The sequence below is a fragment of the Streptomyces sp. NPDC050528 genome (assembly GCF_044457795.1).
GTDB lineage: Bacteria > Actinomycetota > Actinomycetes > Streptomycetales > Streptomycetaceae > Streptomyces.
This window is the reverse complement of record NZ_JBITHH010000014.1, coordinates 117,734-140,566: the sequence shown is the minus strand read 5'-3', so window position 1 is coordinate 140,566 and position 22,833 is coordinate 117,734. Positions and strand designations below refer to the sequence as shown.

General features: G+C 70.8%; 19 protein-coding genes. 9 read left to right on the top strand and 10 right to left on the bottom strand.

What is annotated here, in order from left to right; all coding sequences use genetic code 11:
• Positions 1-60: 60 nt before the first annotated feature.
• Genes ACIBK4_RS39825 through ACIBK4_RS39805 form a run of 5 tightly spaced genes read right to left on the bottom strand, consistent with a single transcriptional unit; the run spans position 61 to position 5,278 of the window.
• Positions 61-933: a glycosyltransferase family 2 protein gene (locus ACIBK4_RS39825; protein ID WP_399003410.1), complete on the bottom strand. Its 873-nt coding sequence runs from the start codon at positions 931-933 to the stop codon at positions 61-63.
• Positions 934-938: 5 nt separating this feature from the next.
• On the bottom strand, positions 939-1,718 hold the full coding sequence (locus tag ACIBK4_RS39820) for a CDP-alcohol phosphatidyltransferase family protein (protein ID WP_366430073.1): 780 nt from the start codon (positions 1,716-1,718) through the stop codon (positions 939-941).
• Positions 1,696-2,757 carry an iron-containing alcohol dehydrogenase family protein gene (locus ACIBK4_RS39815; RefSeq protein ID WP_399003170.1) on the bottom strand — a complete coding sequence of 354 codons (1,062 nt, stop codon included), beginning with the start codon at positions 2,755-2,757 and terminating at the stop codon, positions 1,696-1,698. The genes ACIBK4_RS39820 and ACIBK4_RS39815 overlap by 23 nt, the downstream gene beginning before the upstream one ends.
• Positions 2,745-3,497, bottom strand: coding sequence for a sugar phosphate nucleotidyltransferase (locus ACIBK4_RS39810; RefSeq protein ID WP_399003168.1), 753 nt, complete (start codon positions 3,495-3,497; stop codon positions 2,745-2,747). Before ACIBK4_RS39810 ends, ACIBK4_RS39815 begins: the two co-directional genes overlap by 13 nt.
• Positions 3,494-5,278, bottom strand: a complete 1,785-nt coding sequence (locus tag ACIBK4_RS39805; RefSeq protein WP_399003166.1) for a DUF5941 domain-containing protein — start codon at positions 5,276-5,278, stop codon at positions 3,494-3,496. Before ACIBK4_RS39805 ends, ACIBK4_RS39810 begins: the two co-directional genes overlap by 4 nt.
• A 276-nt stretch (positions 5,279-5,554) precedes the next feature.
• On the opposite strand from ACIBK4_RS39805, the gene galE reads away from it, so the two are divergent.
• The 3 genes from galE to idi all read left to right on the top strand — a co-directional run bounded on the left by galE (position 5,555) and on the right by idi (position 8,394).
• Positions 5,555-6,526: a UDP-glucose 4-epimerase GalE gene (gene galE / locus ACIBK4_RS39800; protein WP_399003164.1), complete on the top strand. Its 972-nt coding sequence runs from the start codon at positions 5,555-5,557 to the stop codon at positions 6,524-6,526.
• Positions 6,527-6,661: 135 nt separating this feature from the next.
• The gene (locus ACIBK4_RS39795; protein WP_399003162.1) at positions 6,662-7,600 is read left to right on the top strand and encodes a cation diffusion facilitator family transporter; all 939 of its coding nucleotides are present in this window, start codon (positions 6,662-6,664) and stop codon (positions 7,598-7,600) included.
• 200 nt (positions 7,601-7,800) lie between these two features.
• Positions 7,801-8,394 (top strand): isopentenyl-diphosphate Delta-isomerase, encoded by a 594-nt coding sequence (idi, locus tag ACIBK4_RS39790; protein ID WP_366430067.1) that lies wholly within the window; start codon positions 7,801-7,803, stop codon positions 8,392-8,394.
• Positions 8,395-8,400: 6 nt separating this feature from the next.
• On the opposite strand, the gene ACIBK4_RS39785 is transcribed toward idi, so the two are convergent.
• A complete protein-coding gene (locus ACIBK4_RS39785) occupies positions 8,401-8,922 on the bottom strand; it encodes an ATP-binding protein (protein WP_366430212.1) in 522 nt (173 codons plus the stop codon).
• 204 nt (positions 8,923-9,126) lie between these two features.
• Between ACIBK4_RS39785 and ACIBK4_RS39780 the strand changes: the two genes are divergently transcribed.
• The 4 genes from ACIBK4_RS39780 (at position 9,127) to ACIBK4_RS39765 (ending at position 14,251) form a co-directional block, all read left to right on the top strand.
• Positions 9,127-9,888, top strand: coding sequence for an enoyl-CoA hydratase/isomerase family protein (locus ACIBK4_RS39780; RefSeq protein ID WP_399003160.1), 762 nt, complete (start codon positions 9,127-9,129; stop codon positions 9,886-9,888).
• 132 nt (positions 9,889-10,020) lie between these two features.
• Positions 10,021-10,890 (top strand): hypothetical protein, encoded by an 870-nt coding sequence (locus tag ACIBK4_RS39775; RefSeq protein WP_399003158.1) that lies wholly within the window; start codon positions 10,021-10,023, stop codon positions 10,888-10,890.
• Positions 10,891-11,087: 197 nt separating this feature from the next.
• The gene (locus tag ACIBK4_RS39770) at positions 11,088-13,487 is read left to right on the top strand and encodes a Tex family protein (RefSeq protein ID WP_399003156.1); all 2,400 of its coding nucleotides are present in this window, start codon (positions 11,088-11,090) and stop codon (positions 13,485-13,487) included.
• Positions 13,488-13,621: 134 nt separating this feature from the next.
• Positions 13,622-14,251 (top strand): DinB family protein, encoded by a 630-nt coding sequence (locus tag ACIBK4_RS39765; RefSeq protein WP_399003154.1) that lies wholly within the window; start codon positions 13,622-13,624, stop codon positions 14,249-14,251.
• Between the two features lie 13 nt (positions 14,252-14,264).
• Here ACIBK4_RS39765 and ACIBK4_RS39760 read toward each other — a convergent pair whose 3' ends face one another.
• Complete coding sequence (locus ACIBK4_RS39760) at positions 14,265-15,908, bottom strand: ABC-F family ATP-binding cassette domain-containing protein (RefSeq protein ID WP_399003153.1); 1,644 nt, start codon at positions 15,906-15,908, stop codon at positions 14,265-14,267.
• Positions 15,909-15,956: 48 nt separating this feature from the next.
• The gene (locus tag ACIBK4_RS39755; protein ID WP_399003151.1) at positions 15,957-16,982 is read right to left on the bottom strand and encodes an oxidoreductase; all 1,026 of its coding nucleotides are present in this window, start codon (positions 16,980-16,982) and stop codon (positions 15,957-15,959) included.
• A 78-nt stretch (positions 16,983-17,060) separates the two neighbouring features.
• On the opposite strand from ACIBK4_RS39755, the gene ACIBK4_RS39750 reads away from it, so the two are divergent.
• A complete protein-coding gene (locus tag ACIBK4_RS39750) occupies positions 17,061-18,008 on the top strand; it encodes an FAD-dependent oxidoreductase (RefSeq protein WP_399003149.1) in 948 nt (315 codons plus the stop codon).
• A gap of 115 nt (positions 18,009-18,123) precedes the next feature.
• Here the strand turns inward: ACIBK4_RS39750 and ACIBK4_RS39745 are convergent, their stop codons facing one another.
• A complete protein-coding gene (locus ACIBK4_RS39745; protein ID WP_399003147.1) occupies positions 18,124-20,073 on the bottom strand; it encodes a Xaa-Pro dipeptidyl-peptidase in 1,950 nt (649 codons plus the stop codon).
• A 234-nt stretch (positions 20,074-20,307) separates the two neighbouring features.
• On the opposite strand from ACIBK4_RS39745, the gene ACIBK4_RS39740 reads away from it, so the two are divergent.
• Entirely contained in the window at positions 20,308-21,795 is a 1,488-nt protein-coding gene (locus ACIBK4_RS39740) for a M1 family metallopeptidase (RefSeq protein WP_399003145.1), read from the top strand.
• A gap of 69 nt (positions 21,796-21,864) precedes the next feature.
• Here ACIBK4_RS39740 and ACIBK4_RS39735 read toward each other — a convergent pair whose 3' ends face one another.
• Positions 21,865-22,776 (bottom strand): adenosine kinase, encoded by a 912-nt coding sequence (locus ACIBK4_RS39735; protein WP_399003143.1) that lies wholly within the window; start codon positions 22,774-22,776, stop codon positions 21,865-21,867.
• Positions 22,777-22,833 lie beyond the last annotated feature (57 nt).

The following is a 22,833-nucleotide window of genomic DNA, read 5'->3' as shown; positions in this document are numbered from 1 at the left end:
CGGATACGTATCGAGGGGTCGGCCGCGCGTCCCGCGCGCGGGACGCGCACCCCGAGCTTGTCAGATCACCGGGGGACGGCCCAGCCGGGTCAGGCGCCACACCGTACGCCACCGCATCGGCCTGCGCGGGCCGCACGGAGTGGTCCAGCCCTCCTTGAACCCGCCGAACCAGGCCTGCAGCGCCGGGCGTGAGGGGCGGCGCAGGAGGGTGAGCAGCAGCCATACCCCGAGGTAGACGGGGACGAGGGGGGCGGGGAGGTTGCGGCGGGCCAGCCAGACGCGGTTGCGGGCGACCATGCGGTGGTAGACCGCGTGCCGCGAGGGCGCTGTGGTCGGGTGGTACAGGACCATGTCGGACCGGTAGTCGATCATCCAGCCGGCGTCGAGGGCCCGCCAGGCGAGGTCGGTCTCCTCGTGGGCGTAGAAGAACTCGTCCGGCAGGGCGCCGACCTCGGCGAAGACCTTCGTGCGGACGGCGTTGGCGCCGCCGAGGAAGGTGGTGACCCGGGAGGAGCGCATCGGGTCGGAGGCCCGCAGCCGCGGGACGTGACGGCGCTGGGTGACGCCGGTGTCCGGGTCGGCGATGCGGAAGCTGATGATGCCGAGCCGGGGGTCGGCGGCGAAGGCCTGCCGGCACAGCTCGGCGGTGTCGTGCTGGGCGAGCAGCCCGTCGTCGTCGAGGAACATCACTATGTCGACATCACGACCGGCGGGCCCGAAGGCCTCCAGGCCGATGTTGCGGCCGCCGGGGATGCCGAGGTTCTCGGGCAGTTCTATGGTCCGGACGCCCTCGGGGACGTCCGGGACCGGTGAGCCGTTGCCGACGACGACCGCCTCGACCCGGTCGCCGTCCTGCTTGGCGACCGAGTCGAGCAACGCCCGTAGTTCGTCGGGGCGGTTGCCCATGGTGATGATCACCGCACCGACCTTCATGCCGCTCACTTCAGCCTGCTCGACGCGAGGATCGACACCAGGTGCAGCAGGGTCTGGAGCAGCGCGATGCCGGCGAGTACGGCGACGCCGAGCCGCGACCAGAACAGGTCGCCGCGCATCTGGTCCACGATCGCGAGGACCAGGATGAGCAGGGACGCCTCGATGCCGAGGATCAACCGGTGGAACTTGAAGGCGGCGGCGGCCCGGCGGGCCAGCGCCATCCCGGAGGACCGCATCTCGGCCGCGGACTCCTGGACCGGTGCCTTGCCGGTCTGGTGCCGGGCCACCCCGACCAGGTCGGTCTCGGCCTTGATCAGGATCGCGCCGAGGGCGGCCAGCGTCCCGAGGAAGGCCCACAGCCAGTCGATACGGCCGCTGCCGAACAGGTCGGCGGCGCGCAGCCCGAAGCCCACGAGCACGGCGGCGTCGGTCAGATAGGCGCCGACGCGGTCGAGGTAGACCCCGGCCAGCGAGTACTGCTTGCGCCAGCGGGCGATCTCGCCGTCGACGCAGTCCAGCAGCAGATACATCTGGACGCACACCACGCCGAGTACGGCGCCCGTGATCCCCGGCACCAGCAGCGCCGGGGCGGCAAGGACGCCGAAGACGGTCATCAGGTACGTGAGCTGGTTGGGCGAGACCCTGGTGTTCACCAGGTAGCGGTCGACCCGCAGAGACACCTCACGCATGTAGAGGCGTCCCATCCAGTGCTCACCGCTGCGCCGGTCCTTCACCCCTGCGGGGTGGACGACGGGACGGAGTTCAGCTACCGATGGCCTTGACATAGTCGGCGTAGATGTCCTTGATCTGGTCGGTTTTCAGGTCGAGGTGTTCGAGGATGGTGTAGCGGCCGGGGCGGGTCTCGGGGGCGAACTCCACGGCGCGGACGAACTCGGCCACCGTGAACCCGATCTCCTCCGGCAGCACCGGCAGTCCGTGCCGGCGCAGCACCTCGGCCATGTAGGCCGATTCCTCGTGGGCTCCGCGCAGGTACATCGCGAAGGCCGCGCCCAGTCCGCACTGCTCGCCGTGGGCGGCCGCGCGTTTGGGGAAGAGCAGGTCGAAGGCGTGGTTGATCTCGTGGCAGGCGCCGGAGGACGGGCGGGAGTCGCCCGACACCGACATCGCGATACCGCTGAGGACGAGCGCCTCGGCGAGCACCTGGAGGAAGGCGTTGTCGCCGACCCCGCCCGGGTGCCGCAGCACGGCCTCGCCCGCCTGGCGGGCCATGGCCGCGGCGAGACCGTCGATCTTCTCGCCCTTGACGCGGTTCGCGAGCTCCCAGTCCGCGATCGCGGAGATGTTGGAGATCGCGTCCCCGATGCCCGCCCGCACGAAGCGGACCGGTGCCTCGCGGATCACGTCCAGGTCGATGACGACCGCGATCGGGTTCGGCACGCCGTAGGAGCCGCGGCCCGCGTCGTTGTCGAGCGTCGCGACCGGCGAGCACAGGCCGTCGTGGGCGAGGTTCGTCGGTACGGCGACCAGCGGCAGGCCGATGCGCGCCGCGGCGAACTTGGCACAGTCGATGATCTTGCCGCCGCCGAGGCCCACGACCGCGTCGTAGTGACCGGCCTTCATGTCGCCGGCCAGCCGGATCGCGTCGTCGAGGGTGCCGCCGCCGACCTCGTACCAGGTGGCGCCGGGCAGGCTCGGTTCCAGGCGCGCGCGCAGCCGGGCACCCGAGCCGCCGCTCACGGCGACCGCGAGCCGGCCGGAGTGCGAGATGCGCTGGTCGGCGAGGACGCAGCCCAGGTCGTCGAGGGCACCCGGGCGGATGTCCACGACGACGGGCGAGGGAATCAGCCGGGTCAGTACAGGCACGCGATCTCCCGCCCCTTGGCCAGATCGTCGTGGTTGTCGATCTCGACCCACTTGACGTCGCCGATCGGGGCCACGTCGATCCGGAAGCCGCGGTTCACGAGCTCCTGGTAGCCGTGCTCGTAGAACTGCTGCGGGTCGGTCTCCCACACGGTCTTGAGCGCGTCGGCCAGGTCGGCGGTGGCGTCGCCCTCGATGAGGGTGACGCCGATGTACTCACCGGTCGCCTCGGCCGGGTCCATCAGCTTGGTGATCTTCGTCATGCCCATCGCGGGGTCGACGACGACCTTCATCTCCTCGTCCGCAAGGGACTTGACGGTGTCCAGCGCGAGGATGATCTTCTTGCCGTCGCCGCGCGCGGCCAGCAGCGTGCGCTCGACGGAGACCGGGTGGACGGTGTCGCCGTTGGCGAGGATCACGCCGTCCTTGAGGGCGTCGCGTCCGCACCACAGGGAGTAGGCGTTGTTCCACTCCTCGGCCTTGTCGTTGTCGATGAGGGTGAGCTTGAGGCCGTACTTCGCCTCAAGGGCCGCCTTGCGCTCGTACACGGCCTCCTTGCGGTAGCCGACGATGATCGCGACCTCGGTCAGACCGATCTCGGCGAAGTTGCCGAGGGTGAGGTCCAGGACCGTCGGTTCGCCCTCTATGCCCGCGGGCCCCACCGGCACCAGAGCCTTGGGAAGGCTGTCGGTGTAGGGGCGCAGACGCCGTCCGGCGCCGGCCGCCAGCACGAGGCCGATCATGCGGGTTCTCCTTCATCGTGTACGGCGGGCGCCCCTGCGGACACCCAGAAGCGGATGCTCTCGACGAGCACCAGCAGGGCCACGGCCACGGCGAGCACCGTGAGCGCGACCGTGAACTGCGACGCGGTGAGCGCGGCGGCGAGAACGGTGACGAGCAGCGTCCGCCCTTCGTGCCCCCCGATGGCACGCACCAGCCAGGCCGGGGGCGCCCCGGCGTTGCCGCGGATGCGGTACACCGTGTCGTAGTGATGGTAGGCGACGGCGGCCACCAGGCCGAAAGCCGCCGGAAGCGCTCCGTTCACCTCCGCTTTGGCCGCGAGGATCAGGACGGTGCCGTATTCGGCCGCGCGGAAGACCGGGGGGACGAGCCAGTCGAGGGAGCCCTTGAGGGGGCGGGACAAGGCCTGACCGGCGGTGACGGCGTAGACGAAGGCGCCCGCCACGGGGGCCCAGGCGAAGCCGGAGAAGAGGGACACGGCGAGGACCGCCGTGCCGGCGAGTGCGATCAGGAGCGGTGCGTCGGGGCTGCCCGGGTTCACGCGGCCCACGAAGGACGCGAGCGGGCCGTTGTCCGCCAGATCCGCCAGCGCCTGCGCCGCCCGGTCCGTGCGCTTCGCCTTGCGGGTCAGCGAGCGCAGCACCCGGCCCGCCGTCGTGTACGTCGCCGCGAAGGCGCAGCCGACGAGGAGGACGTAGAAGGTGATGCGGGGGGTCGTCGCGGCCGTGAGGACGGCGATCATCGCCCATCGTTCGCCGATGGGCAGGACTATCATCCGGCGCAGCCAGACCGTCCAGCCGACGCTGTCGAGCTTGTCGGAGAGGGCGGCGGTGGGGCTGGTGTTGGCGGTGGCGTCGTGGTTGGCCTCGTTGAAGGAGAAGTCCACGACGTGCCGGCAGGTCTGCAGGATCATCGCGCCGAGGGCGAGCGCCCATACGTCGTCGCCGCTCCGGGCCGCTCCGAGCGCGAGGCCGGCGTAGTAGGCGTACTCCTTGGCGCGGTCGAAGGTGGCGTCGAGCCAGGCGCCGAGCGTCGAGTACTTCAGGGCGTAGCGGGCGATCTGTCCGTCGACGCAGTCGAGGACGAAGGAGCAGAGGAGCAGCACGCCCGCGACGACGTAGCCGGCGCGGGTGCCGGTGGCCGCGCTGCCCGCCGCGATGAGCGCGGTGAGCAGGGACGCGGTGGTGACCTGGTTCGGGGTGAGGCCGTGGCGGGCGCACCAGCGCGCGATGTAGCGGGAGTACGGGCTGATGAAGTGGGTGGTGAAGAAGCCGTCGCGGGACTTCACGGCCGACTTCAGGCGTACGGCCTCGTCGTCGACGGCGGCGACGGCCTGGCGTGCCTCGTTGCGGGCCTGCGGGTCGGTGGGGACCGTGGCGACGAGGCTGCCCAGCTCGGGGCGGTGCACGTCGCAGCCGTCGGCGTCGAGGGCGGTGACGACGCGGTCGGCGAGGTCGTCGAGGAGGGTCGTGCCGCCCCCGGCCGAGTGCTCGCGGGCCACCGCGCGGGTCAGGGCCTGGCGGCCGGCCGGCTGCGCGGTGACGGCGCCCGGTACCGCGGCGAGCGGGAAGCGGGGGTCGGTGAGGCCGAGGCGCAGCGCGTGCTCGTGACCCACGAAGCGGGCGTCCACGACGGCGACGCGCTGGTCACCGGGGACCGCCGCGAGGAGCGTCTCCGCCTCGGTGGTGTCGGCGGCGGTGCGGACGTCGAAGCCGAGCGACCGCAGATCGCCCTCGATCGACGATCCGGGGACCGGCTGACCGGTGAGGATGGCGGTCGGCAACCGAACTCACTCCCTGGGTCCGACGCTCGGGCGCCGGTCATGTGCATGGTGGTGGCGCCCTACGGGTGGCACCCGGGCGGCATGTCGGCAGAGGCTATCGGATGCTCTCAAGCCCGTGTTCACCGGCCGTTCATGGCCTGATCAACACGGTCTGCCAGCGCCTCCGCCGAGATCATCATCGGGGATTCGGGGCCCGGCCGACAAACCGCACCCACCAGACCGGGCATCGCGGGACATAGCGGAGGCCCTCTCCGTATCGACATAGGGTGAATGCCCATGACCTGGCTGATCACCGGCGGAGCCGGATACATCGGGGCCCATGCGGCACGGGCGATGACGGACGCCGGAGAGCGCGTCGTCGCCCTGGACGACCTCTCGGCGGGAAACCCCGCCCGCCTTCCTGCGACCGTCCCGCTCGTCCACGGCTCCTCCGCGGACGGCGACCTCCTCAAGCGGGTGTTCGCCGAGTACGCGGTGACGGGGGTCGTGCATCTCGCGGCGCGCAAGCAGGTCGCCGAGTCGGTGGCGCGGCCGACGTACTACTACCGCGAGAACGTCGGCGGCCTGGCGACCCTCCTGGACGCGGTCGCCGAGGCCGGCGTCCGGCGGTTCGTGTTCTCGTCCTCGGCGGCGGTCTACGGCGACCCGGGCGTCGACCTGATCACCGAGGACACCCCGTGCGCGCCGGTGAACCCGTACGGCGCGACCAAGCTCACCGGTGAGTGGCTGGTCCGGGCGGCGGGCGCGGCGCACGGCGTCGACACGGTGTGTCTGCGCTACTTCAACGTGGCGGGCGCGGCCACCCCCGAGCTGGCCGACACGGGCGTCTTCAACATCGTCCCCATGGTCTTCGACCGCCTCACCCGCGACGAGGCCCCGCGGATCTTCGGCGCCGACTATCCGACGCCGGACGGCACCTGTATCCGCGACTACATCCATGTCGCCGATCTCGCCGAGGCCCATCTGGCGGCGGCCCGGCGACTGTCCGACGCCGGTGCGGGCGGCGACCTGACGGTCAACATCGGCCGGGGGCAAGGGGTTTCGGTGCGGGAGCTGGTCACGGTGATCGGCGAGGTCACCGGGGACCGGCGGCCGGCCGTCGTCGAGGCACGGCGTCCCGGTGATGCCCCGCGCGCGGTCGCCTCCGCCGAACGGGCCGCCGTGGAGCTGGGATGGTCGGCTCGGCGTGGGGTGCGGGAGATGGTGGAGTCGGCGTGGCGAGGGTGGCGGTCGCACCACGCCGGGTGAACTTAGGCTGCCCTGACCTGCGCTTTGTTTGCGCAGGTCAGGGCACATGACAACGGTGTTCAGTGCCGCGTTGCCCGATACCCCCCACCCGTAGTTCACTGTGATCCGGAGCAGCGATCAGGAGGGCGGCCTTTCATGGGGGCAGGGCACGACCACGGGCATTCTCACGGCGCTCCCGTCACCGGTACGGCGGCGGCCGCGTACCAGGGCAGGCTGCGGGTGGCGCTGGGGATCACGATCACCGTGATGGTGGTCGAGGTCGTCGGCGGGGTGCTCGCGGACTCCCTCGCGCTCATCGCGGACGCGGCCCACATGGCGACGGACGCGCTGGGCCTGGGCATGGCGCTGCTCGCGATCCACTTCGCGAACCGGCCGGCGACCGGCAACCGCACCTTCGGCCTGGCCCGCGCGGAGATCCTCGCCGCGCTCGCCAACTGTCTGCTGCTGCTCGGCGTCGGCGGGTACGTCCTGTACGAGGCGGTCCAGCGGTTCGTCACGCCCGCCGACACCGAGGGCGGGCTGACCATCGTGTTCGGCCTGATCGGCCTGGTCGCGAACATGATCTCCCTCACGCTGCTGGTGCGCGGCCAGAAGGAGAGCCTGAACGTGCGGGGCGCGTTCCTGGAGGTGGCCGCGGACGCGCTGGGCTCCCTCGCGGTGATCATCTCGGCCGTGGTGATCCTGACCACGGGCTGGCAGGCGGCCGACCCGATCGCCTCGCTCGCCATCGGCCTGATGATCGTGCCGCGCACCCTGAAGCTGCTGCGCGAGACCCTGGACGTGCTGCTGGAGTCGGCTCCCAAGGACGTCGACATGCAGGACGTGCGCGCCCACATCCTGGCCCTGGACGGGGTCGAGGACGTCCACGATCTGCACGCGTGGACGATCACCTCGGGCATGCCGGTGCTCTCCGCGCACGTGGTCGTCCGCACGGACGTGCTGAACGCCATCGGCAACGAGAAGATGCTCCACGAACTCCAGGGCTGCCTCGGTGACCACTTCGACGTGGAGCACTGCACCTTCCAGCTGGAGCCCCGCGGACACGCGGAGCACGAGGCGAAGCTCTGTCACTGAAGGCTGACGGAAGCCGACCGAATCCGAGGAAAAACGACCGCGCCGGACGGAACGCAACCGTCCGGCGCACAGGTGTGTCCACACTCCCGCGACCCCACCCCCGGACGGTTCCCCCGTCGCCGCGCCGGGCACGATGAACTGCCAGGAGTGCCGGATTCGTACGGCAGACTTGGCCCTGAGGACCGATGTGAAGGATGGGTATGCCGACCACACCTGCCACCGCGACGCACAACTCGTCGAACGGCACCGCTGACGCGATCTTGCTCGAACTGGTCGACGAGAGCGGCGTGACGATCGGCACCGCCGAGAAGCTCACCGCCCATCAGCCGCCGGGGCAGCTGCACCGCGCCTTCTCCGTCTTCCTCTTCGACGAGCAGGGCCGGCTGCTGCTCCAGCAGCGGGCGCTCGGCAAGTACCACTCCCCCGGTGTGTGGTCCAACACCTGCTGCGGCCACCCCTACCCCGGCGAGGCGCCCTTCGCGGCGGCGGCCCGGCGGACGTTCGAGGAGCTGGGGGTCTCCCCGTCGCTGCTCGCCGAGGCGGGCACGGTGCGCTACAACCACCCGGACCCGGACTCGGGCCTGGTGGAGCAGGAGTACAACCACCTCTTCGTCGGCATGGTGCAGTCGCCGCTGCGGCCGGACCCCGAGGAGGTGGGCACGACCGCGTTCGTGGACCCCGCCGAGCTGGCGGAGCGGCACGCGAAGGACACCTTCTCGTCCTGGTTCATGACGGTGCTGGACGCGGCCCGCCCGGCGGTCAGGGAGCTGACGGGCCCGTCCGCGGGCTGGTGAGCGGCGCTACGGCACCTGCGCGGGGGTGAGCGGCAGGGCGGCCCAGATCACCTTGCCGCCGCTCGCCGTGTGTTCGACGTCGCAGACACCGCCCGCCTCCCGGGTCACCTCGCGCACCAGGAGCAGTCCCCGGCCGCCGGTCTCGTCGTGGTCCGCCACCAGGGCGGTCGGGCGGTAGGGGTGGTTGTCCTCGACGGACACCCGCACCCACTCGGCGCCGACGGCGATCTCCACGGCGAGGGTCGGCGACAGCAGCACCGCGTGCCGGACCACGTTGGTGACCAGCTCGGAGACGATCAGCAACAGCCCCTGCAGCAGTTCGTCCGAGAGGGGCACGCCCTGCCGGAACAGCAGGTCCCGTACGGCGTGCCGCGCCTGCGGGACGGAGGCGTCGACGGCGGAGGCGGTGAACCGCCAGACTCCCTCGTACGGCAGCGGATCCGGTGGGGCAGGGGCGGGGGCGGGATCCGGGGGATCGTCCCTGCCGCCTTCTGGGCGTGGGCCTGACCCACGCCCGTGGTTCTCCATCGTCCGGTCGCCACCCTTGCGCTCGATTGTCACCACCCCACGAGTGTTGGCAACGAGCCGCGCCACCCCGGACGACTGAACAGAAGTCAGCAGTTATCGGACGCTTTCTGAGCGTTTCTGCATCGCCCGATCGACTGTGGGACCGCCTCTGTTCCTCTCGTGCCGACTTCGCGAACTCTTCGGGTTGTACGTAGCATCCGGCGCATGGAGCCCCGCCTGTCGCACGACGTCACCGACTCGGTCGCCACCGTCGTCGTCCACCACCCCGGCAAGCGCAACGCGATGACCGCCGAGATGTGGCGGGCGCTGCCCCCGCTGCTCGACACGCTGGCCGCCGATCCGGCCGTGCGGGCCCTTGTGCTGACCGGTGAGGGCGGGACGTTCTGTGCCGGGGCCGACATCTCGACGCTCCGGGAATCGGCGAGTGAGGCGCAGGGGCTGGCGGTGCTCGCGGAGGAGGCGCTCGCGGCGTTCCCGAAGCCGACGTTGGCGGCGATCCGGGGTCATTGTGTGGGCGGCGGGGCGCAGTTGGCGGCGGCCTGTGATCTGCGGTTCGCGGAGGAGGGCGCGCTGTTCGGGGTGACGCCGGCGAAGCTCGGGATCGTGTATCCGGCGTCCGCGACACGGCGGTTGGTGGCGTTGGTGGGTCCGGGGACCGCCAAGTACCTTCTGTTCTCGGGCGAGTTGATCGACGCGGAACGGGCGCTGCGCACCGGGTTCGTCGACGAGCTGCTGCCCGAGGGCGAACTCGCCAAGCGGGTCGCGGAGTTCACCCGGGTGCTGGTGTCCCGCTCGCAGTTGACGCAGGCGTCGGCGAAGGAGTTCGCCAACGGGCGTACGGACAGGGACGGTTACTGGGCGGAGCAGGCGCGCGGGAGTGGCGACACGGCGGAGGGCGTCGCCGCGTTTCTGGAGCGGCGGGTGGCGCGCTTCACGTGGACCACGTCGGGGCCTACGCCAGGGTGAAGCGGCCGGCCGCGCGGAGCTTCTCGGCGAGGTGCGCACCGGGTGACGGCCGCAATGGCAAGGACACCACCCCTCCTGCCCTGCCGTGCCGACACTTTCGCGTCGTACCGACCAGTCGGTAACGTGGCCGTCATGACTACTGCCGCCGCAGATCCCCGTGCCGGGCGCCGCTGCCACAACGCGCTGAACTCCCTGCACGCCACGCTCTACTTCTCGCCCGACCTGGGGAAGGAGTTCGGGGCGCTCGGGGTCACACACCCCGGGGCCGTCAACTTCGCCGTCCGGGCGGCGGCGATGGGGCCGGTCGGGCCCGGCACGGTGACGGCGACGTTCTACAACTACAAGTACGACCTCGTGGCCCGGCACGTCCCCGCCGTGTGGGAGACCGCCTCCCCGGAGCAGTGCCTCCACGCACGCGCGCGTGCAGTCGACGCGACCCTGCGGCGTCTGCTCGGCGAGGACGTCGTCGCGTCGGAGGAGATGGCGGAGGCCGCGCGGCTGGCGCTGCGGGCCGCCGAGGCGTGCTCGCGCCCCGCCCGGCCCCTGTACGCGGCCCACGCCGACCTGCCGCTCCCCGAGGAGCCGCACCTCGCCTACTTCCACGCGGCCACGCTGCTGCGCGAGCACCGGGGCGACGGTCACCTGGCCGCGCTGATGTCCGCCGAACTCGACGGCCTGGAGGCCGTGGTGACCCACACCGCGACCGGCAAGGGCATGACCCCGAAGTGGGTGTTCGGCACGCGCGGGTGGAACCAGGAGGAGTGGGACGCCGCGTCGGGGCGACTGCGTGAGCGCGGACTGCTCGACGGGGACGGCGAGTTGACGGAGGCGGGGATCGCGCTGCGCGCCGGGATCGAGGCGGAGACCGACCGACTGGACCGGGCGCCGTACGCGCATCTGGGCGCCGAGGGGGTCGTACGTCTGACCGAACTGGCGACCGGGTTCGCGCGGCGCGCGCTCGCCGCCGGGGCGTTTCCGCGGGATCTGCTGGGCAAGAGCTAGAGCCCGTCCGGCGGAGCGGGCCGCAGGAAATCGGCGGTGACCGATCGTCGCAGATGCGTGTGCCGCGCCCCGCGTCCGCGGCATGGTCCGCCGGGCAGGCCCTGGGCACGGACCCGCAGGACAGCGCCCTGATCCCCGGTTGTCGGTGTCACCTGCCACAATTGCCGCGCAACCTCAGTGGAGAAGGCGGTACGGGCGTGACGACACCCCTCGTAGGGTCCATCGAAGGCAGGATCGCCGAGGAGCTCGGCGTACGGGAGCGGCAGGTGAAGGCCGCCGTCGAGCTGCTCGACGGCGGTTCGACGGTGCCCTTCATCGCCCGCTACCGCAAGGAAGCGACCGAGATGCTCGACGACGCGCAGCTGCGCACGCTCGAAGAGCGGCTGCGCTATCTGCGGGAGCTGGAGGAGCGGCGGACGGCGATCCTCGAATCGGTGCGCGAACAGGGCAAGCTCACCGAGGAGTTGGAGGCGCAGATCCGCGCCGCCGAGACGAAGGCGCGCCTTGAGGACATCTACCTCCCCTTCAAGCCCAAGCGGCGCACCAAGGCGCAGATCGCGCGCGAGGCCGGTCTGGAGCCGCTCGCGGAGGGGCTGTTGGGCGACCCGAGCGTGGAACCGCTGGCCGCGGCCGCCGCGTTCGTCGACGCCGACAAGGGGGTCGCCGATCCGCAGGCCGCCCTCGACGGCGCCCGGGCGATCCTCACCGAGCGGTTCTCGGAGGACGCCGACCTGATCGGCGAATTGCGTGAGCGGATGTGGGGGCGCGGGCGGCTCGCCGCGAAGGTGCGGGACGGCAAGGAGGAGGCGGGCGCCAAGTTCGCCGACTACTTCGACTTCTCGGAGCCGTTCACCGCGCTGCCCTCGCACCGCATCCTCGCGATGCTGCGCGGCGAGAAGGAGGACGTCCTCGATCTCGTCCTGGAACCCGAGGAGGACACCGAGGGGCCTTCCTCCTACGAGGGGATGGTCGCCCACCGCTTCCAGGTCTTCGACCGGGGCCGCCCCGGCGACAAGTGGCTGCAGGACACGGTCCGTTGGGCCTGGCGCACCCGCATCCTCGTGCACCTCGGCATCGACCTGCGGCTGCGGCTGCGTACGGCCGCCGAGGACGAGGCGGTCAACGTCTTCGCCTCGAACCTGCGCGACCTGCTGCTCGCCGCCCCGGCCGGCACGCGCGCGACGCTGGGCCTGGACCCCGGGTTCCGTACGGGCGTGAAGGTGGCCGTCGTCGACGCGACCGGCAAGGTCGTCGCCACGGACGTGATCTACCCGCACGTCCCGGCCAACAAGTGGGACGACGCCCTCGCCAAGCTGGCCCGCCTCTCCGCGCAGCACTCGGTCGAGCTGATCGCGATCGGCAACGGCACGGCGTCCCGCGAGACCGACAAGCTCGCCGGTGAACTCATCACCAAGCACCCGGAGTTGAACCTCACGAAGGTGATGGTGTCCGAGGCCGGCGCGTCCGTGTACTCGGCGTCCGCGTTCGCCTCGCAGGAACTGCCCGACATGGACGTGTCGTTGCGCGGCGCCGTCTCCATCGCGCGCCGACTCCAGGACCCGCTCGCGGAGTTGGTGAAGATCGATCCCAAGTCGATCGGCGTCGGCCAGTACCAGCACGACCTGTCCGAGGTGAAGCTGTCGCGTTCGCTGGACGCGGTGGTCGAGGACTGTGTGAACGGCGTCGGTGTCGACGTCAACACGGCTTCCGCGCCGCTCCTTTCGCGCGTCTCCGGCATCACGTCCGGTCTCGCCGAGAACATCGTGTCGCACCGCGATGCCAACGGCCCGTTCAAGTCGCGCACCCAGCTGAAGAACGTGGCGCGGCTCGGCCCGAAGGCGTACGAGCAGTGCGCGGGCTTCCTGCGCATCCGGGGCGGCGACGACCCGCTCGACGCGTCCAGCGTGCACCCGGAGGCATATCCGGTCGTACGGCGCATGGTGAAGACGGCGGGCAGCGAGGTCGCCTCGCTCATCGGCAACACGTCGGTGCTGCGCTCGCTGAAGCCGACCGAGTTCGTGGACGAGACGTTCGGTCTGCCGACCGTGACCGACATCCTCAAGGAGCTGGAGAAGCCGGGGCGCGACCCTAGGCCCGCGTTCAAGACGGCCACGTTCAAGGACGGCGTCGAGAAGATCTCCGACCTCGCGCCCGGGATGGTTCTGGAGGGTGTCGTCACGAACGTCGCCGCGTTCGGGGCGTTCATCGATGTCGGTGTCCACCAGGACGGTCTCGCCCACGTCTCCGCCCTGTCCAAGACGTTCGTCAAGGACCCGCGGGATGTGGTGAAGCCGGGGGACATCGTCAAGGTGAAGGTTCTTGACGTCGACATCCCCCGGAAGCGGATCTCGTTGACGCTGCGGCTGGACGACGAGGCGGTGGCCTCCGGCGGGGAGCGGGGGCAGCAGGGTGGGGGTGCCCAGCGCGGGCAGCGGGGTGGAGGACGTCCTCCTCAGCAGCGCCAGCAGCAGCGGCAGGGTGGCCAGGGCCAGGGTGGCGGATCGCGACAGGCGGCTCCGCCGCCGGGGAACAGTGCGATGGCTGATGCCTTGCGGAAGGCGGGGTTGTTGGACCCGGGGAAGAAGGGGAAGCGCTGACGGGATTGACGGTCAGGTTGTGGGGAGCTGCGGGTCGGTGGGGGCTGGTCGCGCAGTTCCCCGCGCCCCTGGGTGGGTAGCGTTCGGCGGCGAAAATGGGTGGACGTCGATCATCTCGTCGACAGACTGGGGGCATGATCCCACCGGACTTCAAAGCCGATCTGCGTGTCTTTCTGCAGGACTCCCGTGACGCGCTGCTGTGGAAGCTCGACGGGCTGTCGGAGTACGACATCCGGCGGCCGATGACGCCGACCGGTACCAATCTGCTGGGGCTGGTCAAGCATCTGGCCGGGGCCGAGGCGTTCTACTTCGGGACGGTGTTCGGGCGGCCGGTCGACGGGCCGGCGTTGTGGATCGCCGGGGACGCCGAGCCGAACGCGGATCTGTGGGCGACGCCGGACGAGACGCGCGAGCAGATCGTCGGCGACTACCGGCGGATCTGTACCCACTCGGACGCGACGATCGAGGTGCTGCCCCTCGACGCGGTCGGCCGCATGCCCGGTGATGGGGGCGCCGAACTGACCCTCCACCGCACCCTCGTCCACATGACCTACGAGACATCCCGCCACGCAGGCCACGCCGACGTCGTACGGGAACTCATCGACGGGGCGGTGGGTCAGCGCGCCGGGGGCACCAACATGGCGCCGGGCGACGCGAGTTGGTGGGCGGAGCACCGGAGCCGGGTGGAGCAGGCCGCGGCCCTCAAGGGGCGCGGGGAACTGCGCGACCAGCCCCCACCGCCCCGCAGTGAACGAACGGCCTGAACCTCACCGCTACTCACCGCTGCTCCGTCACCTTCCCGTCCGCCACCTCCAACCGCCGAGTCACCTGAACCGCGTCCAGCATCCGGCGATCATGGGTCACCAACAGCAGCGTGCCCTCGTACGCGTCGAGCGCTGACTCCAGTTGCTCGATGGCGGGCAGGTCCAGGTGGTTCGTCGGCTCGTCCAGGACCAGGAGATTCACCCCGCGCCCCTGGAGCAACGCCAGAGCGGAACGGGTCCGCTCCCCCGGGGACAGGGTCCCGGCCGGACGCATCACGTGGTGCGCCTTGAGGCCGAACTTGGCCAGCAACGTGCGGACTTCGGCGGGCTCGGTGTCCGGTACCGCCGCACAGAACGCGTCGAGCAGGGACTCCGTACCGTGGAACAGCTGGCGGGCCTGGTCGACCTCGCCCACCAGAACACCCGAGCCGAGCGCCGCATGCCCCGCGTCCAACGGGATACGCCCGAGCAACGCACCGAGCAGCGTCGACTTACCCGCCCCGTTCGCACCGGTCACCGCGACCCGGTCCGCCCAGTCGATCTGCAGGGACACCGGGCCGAAGCTGAAGTCGCCCCGCCGTACCTCCGCGTCCCGGAGCGTCGCGACGACCGCACCCGAGCGCGGCGCGGACGCGATCTCCATCCGCAGCTCCCACTCCTTGCGGGGCTCCTCGACGACATCGAGGCGTTCGATCATCCGCTGCGTCTGCCGCGCCTTCGCCGCCTGCTTCTCGCTCGCCTCGCTGCGGAACTTGCGGCCGATCTTGTCGTTGTCGTTGTTCGCCTTGCGCCGGGCGTTCTTGACGCCCTTGTCCATCCAGCCGCGCTGCATCTGCGCCCGGTCCTGGAGCGCGGAGCGCTTGTCGGCGTACTCCTCGAAGTCGTCGCGAGCGTGCCGACGCGCCACGTCCCGCTCCTCCAGGTACGCCTCGTAGCCGCCGCCGTAGAGGTTGATCTGGTTCTGGGCCAGGTCGAGTTCGAGGACCTTGGTGACCGTGCGGGTGAGGAACTCGCGGTCGTGCGAGACGACGACCGTGCCCGCGCGCAGGCCGGAGACGAAGCGTTCGAGGCGCTCCAGGCCGTCGAGGTCCAGGTCGTTGGTGGGCTCGTCGAGCAGGAAGACGTCGTAGCGGGAGAGCAACAGCGAAGCCAGGCCCGCTCTTGCCGCCTGGCCGCCGGAAAGGGACGTCATCGGCTGGTCCAGGTCGATCGCCAGGCCCAGTGAGTCGGCGATCTCCTCGGCCCGTTCGTCGAGGTCCGCGCCGCCGAGGTCGAGCCAGCGCTCCAGGCTCGCCGAGTACGCGTCGTCGGCGCCGGGCGCGCCGTCGACCAGCGCCTGCGTGGCCTCGTCCATGGTCCGCTGGGCCTCGGCGACGCCGGTGCGGCGCGCGAGGAATGCGCGCACGCTCTCGCCCGGGCGCCGCTCCGGCTCCTGCGGGAGATGGCCTACGGTCGCCGCCGGCGGGGAGAGGCGCAGTTCGCCCTCCTCGGGGGCGAGCAGGCCGGCGAGCATCCTGAGCAGGGTGGACTTGCCGGCGCCGTTGGCACCGACCAGACCGATCACATCGCCGGGGGCGACGACGAGGTCGAGCCCGGTGAACAGGGCGCGGTCGCCGTGTCCGGCGGCGAGATTCTTGGCGACGAGAGTGGCAGTCATCAGACCGCCGATCCTAATCGGTCTCCTCCCCCGCCCGCGCCGCGGTTTTCACCGTGCCATCGCCTCCACCAGCACGCTCCCGGTCGTCCGGGCCACGACGAAGGACTCGCCCTTCACCGCATTCGCGTCCAGGGCGATGCGGTGAAGCCCGGGTTCCAGGACGCCGTCGAAGAGTTCCCGGGTGTGGCTGCGGTAGAGGCGGTCGAGTCGGTACGCGGTGAGGCGCACCCGGCAGGAGGAGGTGACCTCGATGCCCGCCTCGCCGTCGGCCGCGACCAGCCGGGTCAGCCGGTGCTGTTCGGCGGGGCGGCGGTCCAGGGCGTGTTCGATCTGGGCGACGAGGAGGGGGACGATGGGGGCGAGGCCGTCGACGTACGCCACGTCGACCCCGGCGCGGTCGAACTCGGCCCGTACGGCGGCCCGTTGCTCCTCCGTGACGGCCCGGCCGAACGCTACGGCGCCGTAGCCGCGGAGTTCGTCGGCGGGGACGTGGGTCGCGTCGCCGGTGATGTCGGCGCCGATGCCGATGGCGCGCAGGGCGGCGGCGAGCTTGGCGAGGATCGCGACGCGGGCGCCGATCAGCAGGACCCGGCGTTTGGCGACCGGGGGCTCGGTGCCGTCGATGAGGGAGTCGAGGGCCGTGCGGTACTCGGCTCCGGCGAAGCGGAAGGGCCCTATGCCGTGGTAGCCGTTGCGCTCCAGGTCGGCGTGGTCGTCGGTCTGCCAGGCGAAGTCGCGCCAGATGAAGTCGGCGCCGTCGCGCTGGATGACGGCGGTGACGGCACCGCACGCCAGGTCCTCGCACTCGGGGCAGCCGTAGATGACGTAGCGGCCGCCCTTCAGGGGTGGGTCCGTCTCCAGGAGGAGGCTGCGGACCTGGGCGGTGAAGATCGCGGGTGGGACGTCGGAGGCGAGCGGGGAGACGGCGTCCAGGTCGGTGAGCTGGAACAACAGCGGGCGTCCGTCGACGATGAAGTCGACGAAGTCCCGGTGCACCTGGTAGCCGCCGTCCGCGAGGACTTCACCGGCTCGCATCGCCGGTGCCAGGCCGAAGGCCGCGTATTCGGCAGACATGCTGTGAGTATCCCCAGACTGGTGGGGAGGTGAGCACGGCATGACATATTCCGCTAACGTCCGCGCATGGAGAGCGGCATGAGTGGCGATGTGATCGTGGTCGGCGGGGGTGTCATCGGGCTGACGACGGCGGTCGTGCTGGCGGAGCGCGGTGCCCGGGTGCGGGTGTGGACGCGGGAGCCGGTCGAGCTGACGACCTCGGCGGTCGCGGGCGCGCTGTGGTGGCCCTACCGGATCGAGCCGGAGGAGCTCGTCGGTGAGTGGGCGCTCCAATCGCTCGTCGTGTACGAGGAGTTGGCGGCGCGGCCCGAGGAGACGGGCGTACGCATGGTCGAGGGCGTACAGGGTGAGACCCGGCTGGACGAGCTGGGGTCGTGGGCGGCCCGGGTGCCGGGGCTGCGGGCGGCGCGGGCCGAGGAGTACGCGGGCGGCGGGCTGTGGGCGCGGTTGCCGCTGATCGACATGCCGGCCCATCTGCCGTGGCTGCGGGGGCGGTTCCTGGAACTGGGCGGGACCGTCGAGGAGCGGTCGGTGAAGGACCTCAGCGAGGTGCCGGCTCCCGTCGTGGTCAACTGCACGGGGCTGGCCTCCCTGGACCTCGTGCCCGATCCCTCGGTGCGGCCGGTGCGCGGGCAGTTGGTCGTCGTGGAGAACCCGGGGATCACCACCTGGCTGACGTCGGTCGACCATTCGGCGGACACGTCCACGTACTTCTTCCCGCAGCCCGGCGGGCTGATCCTGGGCGGTACGGCCGAGGAGGACGCCTGGTCGACGACGCCCGATCCGGCGGTGGCCGAGGCGATCGTCGCCCGCTGCGCGGCGATCCGGCCGGAGATCGCGGAGGCACGCGTGCTGGAACACCGGGTGGGGCTGCGGCCGACGCGGCCCACGGTACGGCTGGAGCGTGAAGTACTGCGGGGCGGAAGGGTGTTGGTGCACAACTACGGTCACGGTGGGGCGGGGATCACGGTGGCGTGGGGGTGCGCGCGGGAGGCTGCGGGGTTGGTGGAGGCGGGGCGGGGCTGAGCCACCAGGCTCCGGGGCAGCGTGTTCTTCGGACGGCGCCCTGGACGAGATGCCAGTAGCCGGTGTGGGGGCGGCGGAGCCCGTTCGCGCCGCCGCCCCCACTAGGAGTCGGTGATCAGTTGCCCGGTACCCGCTGTACGGAACGCGGTGTCCGTACGCCGTCGAGGTTCTCGGCGTCCGACGTCACGGACTTGCCGCCCGCCGTGGCCTTCGCGAACGCCGACGCGCCGCCGACCAACGGGAGTTGGGCCGCGGTGCCGGACAGGTTCAGGGTGAGGGTCGGGGTGGTGGACGGCGGATCGATGAGGTCCTTGTCCGTGCCCGCGACGATCAGGGCGAGGCGGTGACCCGCCGGTACGACGTGGTCGGTCGCCGCCAGGTCGAGGGTGATGGTGTACGCCTTGCCCGGGGTGAGCGGTACGCCCTTGGTGGCGGAGGCGTAGTTGCCGAGGTCGGCCCAGCCGCGGCTGAAGACGTTGTAGTCAACTGCCTTCGTCTTGGCCTGAGTTGCCAGGAAGCAGGCGCTGTCGCCCGCCGTGCTCTCGCCCCAGCAGGTGCGGTTCGCGAGCGTGCTGATGCCCTCGGCCGAGTCGGCGTAGTCCCGGATGATGTCGGGGCCGATGTCCACAAGTACGGCCGACAGATGGGCCGTTGAGGTGGTGGGCGTCGCGGTGATCGTCACCTTCGAGGAGCCCGACAGGCGCAGGTCCTTCGTGAGGGGCCCGGTGACGAAACTGGCCTTGTCCGCCGTCGACTTGTCGATCGCGGCGGCCCAATCGGTCTCGCTCTCCTGCGGGTTGTCGGTGAACGTCTCGGTGCCCGTGGCGGTGCGGAGGCCGAGCGTGCCGACTCCGGCCTGGGTGCCCTGCGCCGGGTGGAGGGTGGTCGTCGCGGTGCCGCTCGGCGGCCAGACGGCGTCCGTGGTCCAGTGGTCCGGGGTCCGCTCGATGTCGGCCATCGGCGCGTGGTCGATTCCGTTGTCGTAGCCGAGGAGTTCGTGGTCGAACCAGCGGTGCAGGGTGTCCACGAAGTCCGCGCGGCGGTAGTCGAAGGGGTCGACGTGGCCGGTCTGGGAGAGCCAGATCTTGCGCTCGACGCCGTTCTTTGCGAGGGCGTCCCACCACTGACCGAAGTTCTTGGTGCGGACGTTGAGGTCCTGCATGCCGTGCACGAGGAACACGCTGGCCTTGACCTTGCTCGCGTCCTTCACGTAGTCGCGCTCGGTCCAGAACGGCGTCCAGTCGCCGGTGCGTGGCGCTCCGTCGACGATCTTCTGCTGGACGGCGGCGCACTTGGCCTGCGCGTCGGAGCTCTCGACGTAGCCGGAGAGCCAGTCGGGGCCGGAGTCGTAGAGCGGGGCGCCCTTGGCGAAGTAGTAGTCGTACCAGGAGGAGATGGCGCTGATCGGGACGATCGTCTTCAGGCCTTTGACGCCGGTGGCGGCGACGCCGTTGGCTATGGTGCCGTCCCAGCTCTTGCCGATCATTCCGGTCCTGCCGTTGGTCCAACTCGCCTGTGTGCGAACGGTTCCGGTGCGGGTGGTGTACGCCTTGGCGCGGCCGTTGAGCCAGTCGACGACGGCCTTCGCGGACTGGATGTCGGAGCGGCCGCCGACGTCGACGCAGCCGTCGGAGCGGTTGGTGCCGGCGAGGTCGACGCCGACGAAGGCGTAGCCGCGGGGCACGAAGTAGTTGTCGTAGAAGAGCGGCATCTGGACAACGTTGCCGCTCGCGTCGTACGTCTTCAGCTGGCTCTCGTTGCCGCGTCCGCAGCAGGAGTAGTAGGGGCTGGCGTCCATGATGACGGGGACTTTGCGGCCCTGGCGGGCCGGTTCGCTCGGCCGGACGATGTCGACGGCGACCCGGTCGGTCTTTCCGTCGCCGTCGCCGTCGAGGCCGGTGTCCACCCAGACGGCCTCGCGGATGGCGTTCGCGTAGGAGTAGACGGGTTGGCTCTCCTGCGGGGCGCTCTGGGCCGCTGTCGGGGTGAGGAAGGCGGCCAGGAGGGCGGCGATCCCCGCGGTCGCGAGCGATCTCCAGATCGTGAAGCGCGTGCGTTTCGGCATGCGCGGACGGTACATCGGTCAACTCCCGTGCTGGAAGAGGCACTCGGGGTCGCCCGGGGGTCATGACGGCCGAATGGCGATCGTGTGACAGGAGGGGCCGTGGACAGGCGCGGGGCCACAGGGGGTGAATAGGCTCCGTACAGACTTCGTGGACCGACCCCTACGGCTCTTCGACCTTCGTGGACCCCCACGGCTCTCCGAACTACTCGTGGAGCCCTACGACTTGGAGTTCTCGTGCACCGCAGAATCATCGCGCCGGGCGCACTCGCGGCGGCCTCGCTCATGCTGGCGATCCCGGCGTCAGCGGCAAGCTACTCCCCCGGCGCTCCGGGCATCGGCGACCCCTATTACCCGTACTACGGCAACGGCGGATACGACGTCTCGCACTACGACCTGCGGCTCCAATACCAGCCCGCCACCGACGAGTTGGCGGGTACGGCGACGATCCTCGCGAAGACCACGCAGGACCTGTCGCGGTTCAACCTGGACTTCCTCCTCGACGTCAGCGAGATCCGGGTCAACGGCGCGGCGGCGACCTTCGCGACCTCCGGGCAGCACGAATTGGAGGTCACCCCGAAGACCCCGCTGCCGAAGGGCACGCCGATCACGGTCGTGGTCCGCTACAGCGGGGTGCCGTCCACGAAGAGCGCGTACGGCTTCAACACCTGGCACCGCACCCCGGACGGCGCGGTCGCCGCGGACGAGCCCGAGTCCGCGTGGTGGTGGTTCCCGAGCAACGACCACCCGAGCGACAAGGCGACCTACGACGTGTCGGTGGCGGTGCCGAACGGCACCCAGGCGATCTCCAACGGCACGCTCCAGTCGACGAGTTCACAGCTCGGCTGGACCCGCTACAACTGGCGCCAGAACAAGCCGCAGGCCACCTACCTGGCCACGCTCGCCCTCGGCAAGTTCGACATCACGACCAGCACCTCCGACGGCGGTGTCCCCGTCATCAACGCCTACAGCAAGGACCTCGGCGACAACGACGGCTCCGCGCGGGCGAGCGTCGAGCGCACCGGCGAGATCGTCGACTGGTTGAGCGGCTACTTCGGTCCGTATCCCTTCAGCACGGCCGGCGGGTACGTCCCCAACACGACCACCGGGTACGCGCTGGAGACCCAGACCCGCGTCTACTACAGCCAGAAGCAGTTCGCGAACGGCGCCAACACCTCTGTCGTGGTGCATGAGTTGGCCCACCAATGGTACGGCGACGACGTGTCCCTGAAGGGCTGGAAGGACATCTGGATCAACGAGGGCTTCGCGCGCTACGCGCAGTGGCTCTGGTCCGAGCACGAGGGCGAGGGCACGACGCAGCAACTCGCCGACTACGTCTACGCCTCGCACCCGGCGGACGACGCGTTCTGGACGATCGCGCCGGGCGACCCCGGTCCGGAGAACCAGTTCGAGCTTCCGGTCTACGACCGGGGGGCGTTGGCCATCCAGGCGCTGCGGAACGAGATCGGTGACGATGCGTTCTTCGCTGTTCTGAAGGGGTGGCCGCAGGAACACGCTTACGGCAACGCGTCTGTGGCGGACTTCCGGGCTTACGCCGAGCAGGTGTCGGGGAAGTCGTTGGGCGCGCTGTTCGACACGTGGTTGTTCCAGCCGACCAAGCCTGCGGCTCCGGCTGCGCGGAGTGCGGCCATCGCGAAGACCTCTGTGGCTCCGGTGCAGCCGAAGTCTTGGAAGAAGATCGCGGCTACTAACGACGTGCACTAAGCGTCTGCCGGGTTCTGTGGTGTGGGGGCTGCGGGTCCGTTGTGGCTGGTCGCGCAGTTCCCCGCGCCCCTAACGGGGCGCTGTCGCTGCCCCTGTGAGGAGTTCGCTGCGGCTTATCGCTCCCGTCTGCGTCGACGGCACTGTGCACGCGTGGGCGCCCGCGATTGCGCCGTAGAGGGCGGCGCGTTGTGGGGTTTCGCGGTTGAGCCAGCCGTAGAGGAAGGCGGCGGCGAAGGCGTCGCCCGCGCCGTTCGAGTCGACCAGTGGGGCGGGCGGGGTGACCGGCGGGATGTGGGTCACCTCGTCGTCGGCCAGCAGATACGCGCCCTCCGCGCCCGCCGTGGCGACGACCAGCTCGGCCCGGCCCCGCTCGGCGATGGCGCGCATCGTGCGCCCGGGGTCGCCGGTCAACGCGGTGGTGGACAGGAAGACGATGTCGGCCGCGAGGGCGAACTCCTCCTGGTACGGGTTCACGCCGTCCCAGTTGTGCAGGTCCGTCGAGATCGTCGTGCCGGACTCGCGCAGCAGCGGGAGGGCGTGGGCGCAGGGCTGGGTGATGGAGACGTGAGCGTGGCGGCTCCTCGTGGCGAGGGCGCGGACGACGGATTCCGGGAGGCGGTCGTCGGGGTGGGCGCGGGTCGCGTCGTAGAGGGAGAGGCGTCGGCCGTCGGGGCCCACGAGGTTGACCGCGCGCTTGGTGCCGGCGGGCTGCGGAACCTCGGTGAGCGGGATGCCGTGGTCGTGGTGCAGGGCGCGGACCAGATCGCCCTCGGGGTCGGCGCCGAGCATGTCGAGGTGGTGGATGCGCAGGCCCAGCGCGCTCAGGCCGAGGGCCACGAAGTCGCCGGTCTGGCCGGCGCGGGTGCGGATGCCGGGGTCGATCATGTAGCTGTCGGCGTACGGGAGCGGTAGCTCGGGGACGTGGACGATGGTGTCCACTCCGGCGCCGCCCAGGACGAGGACGTCGATGTCACGACTCATGGCTCACGGCCCTTCCTGCGGTTGCGCAAGATTCTGCAACTCCTTTCAGCCCGGGGC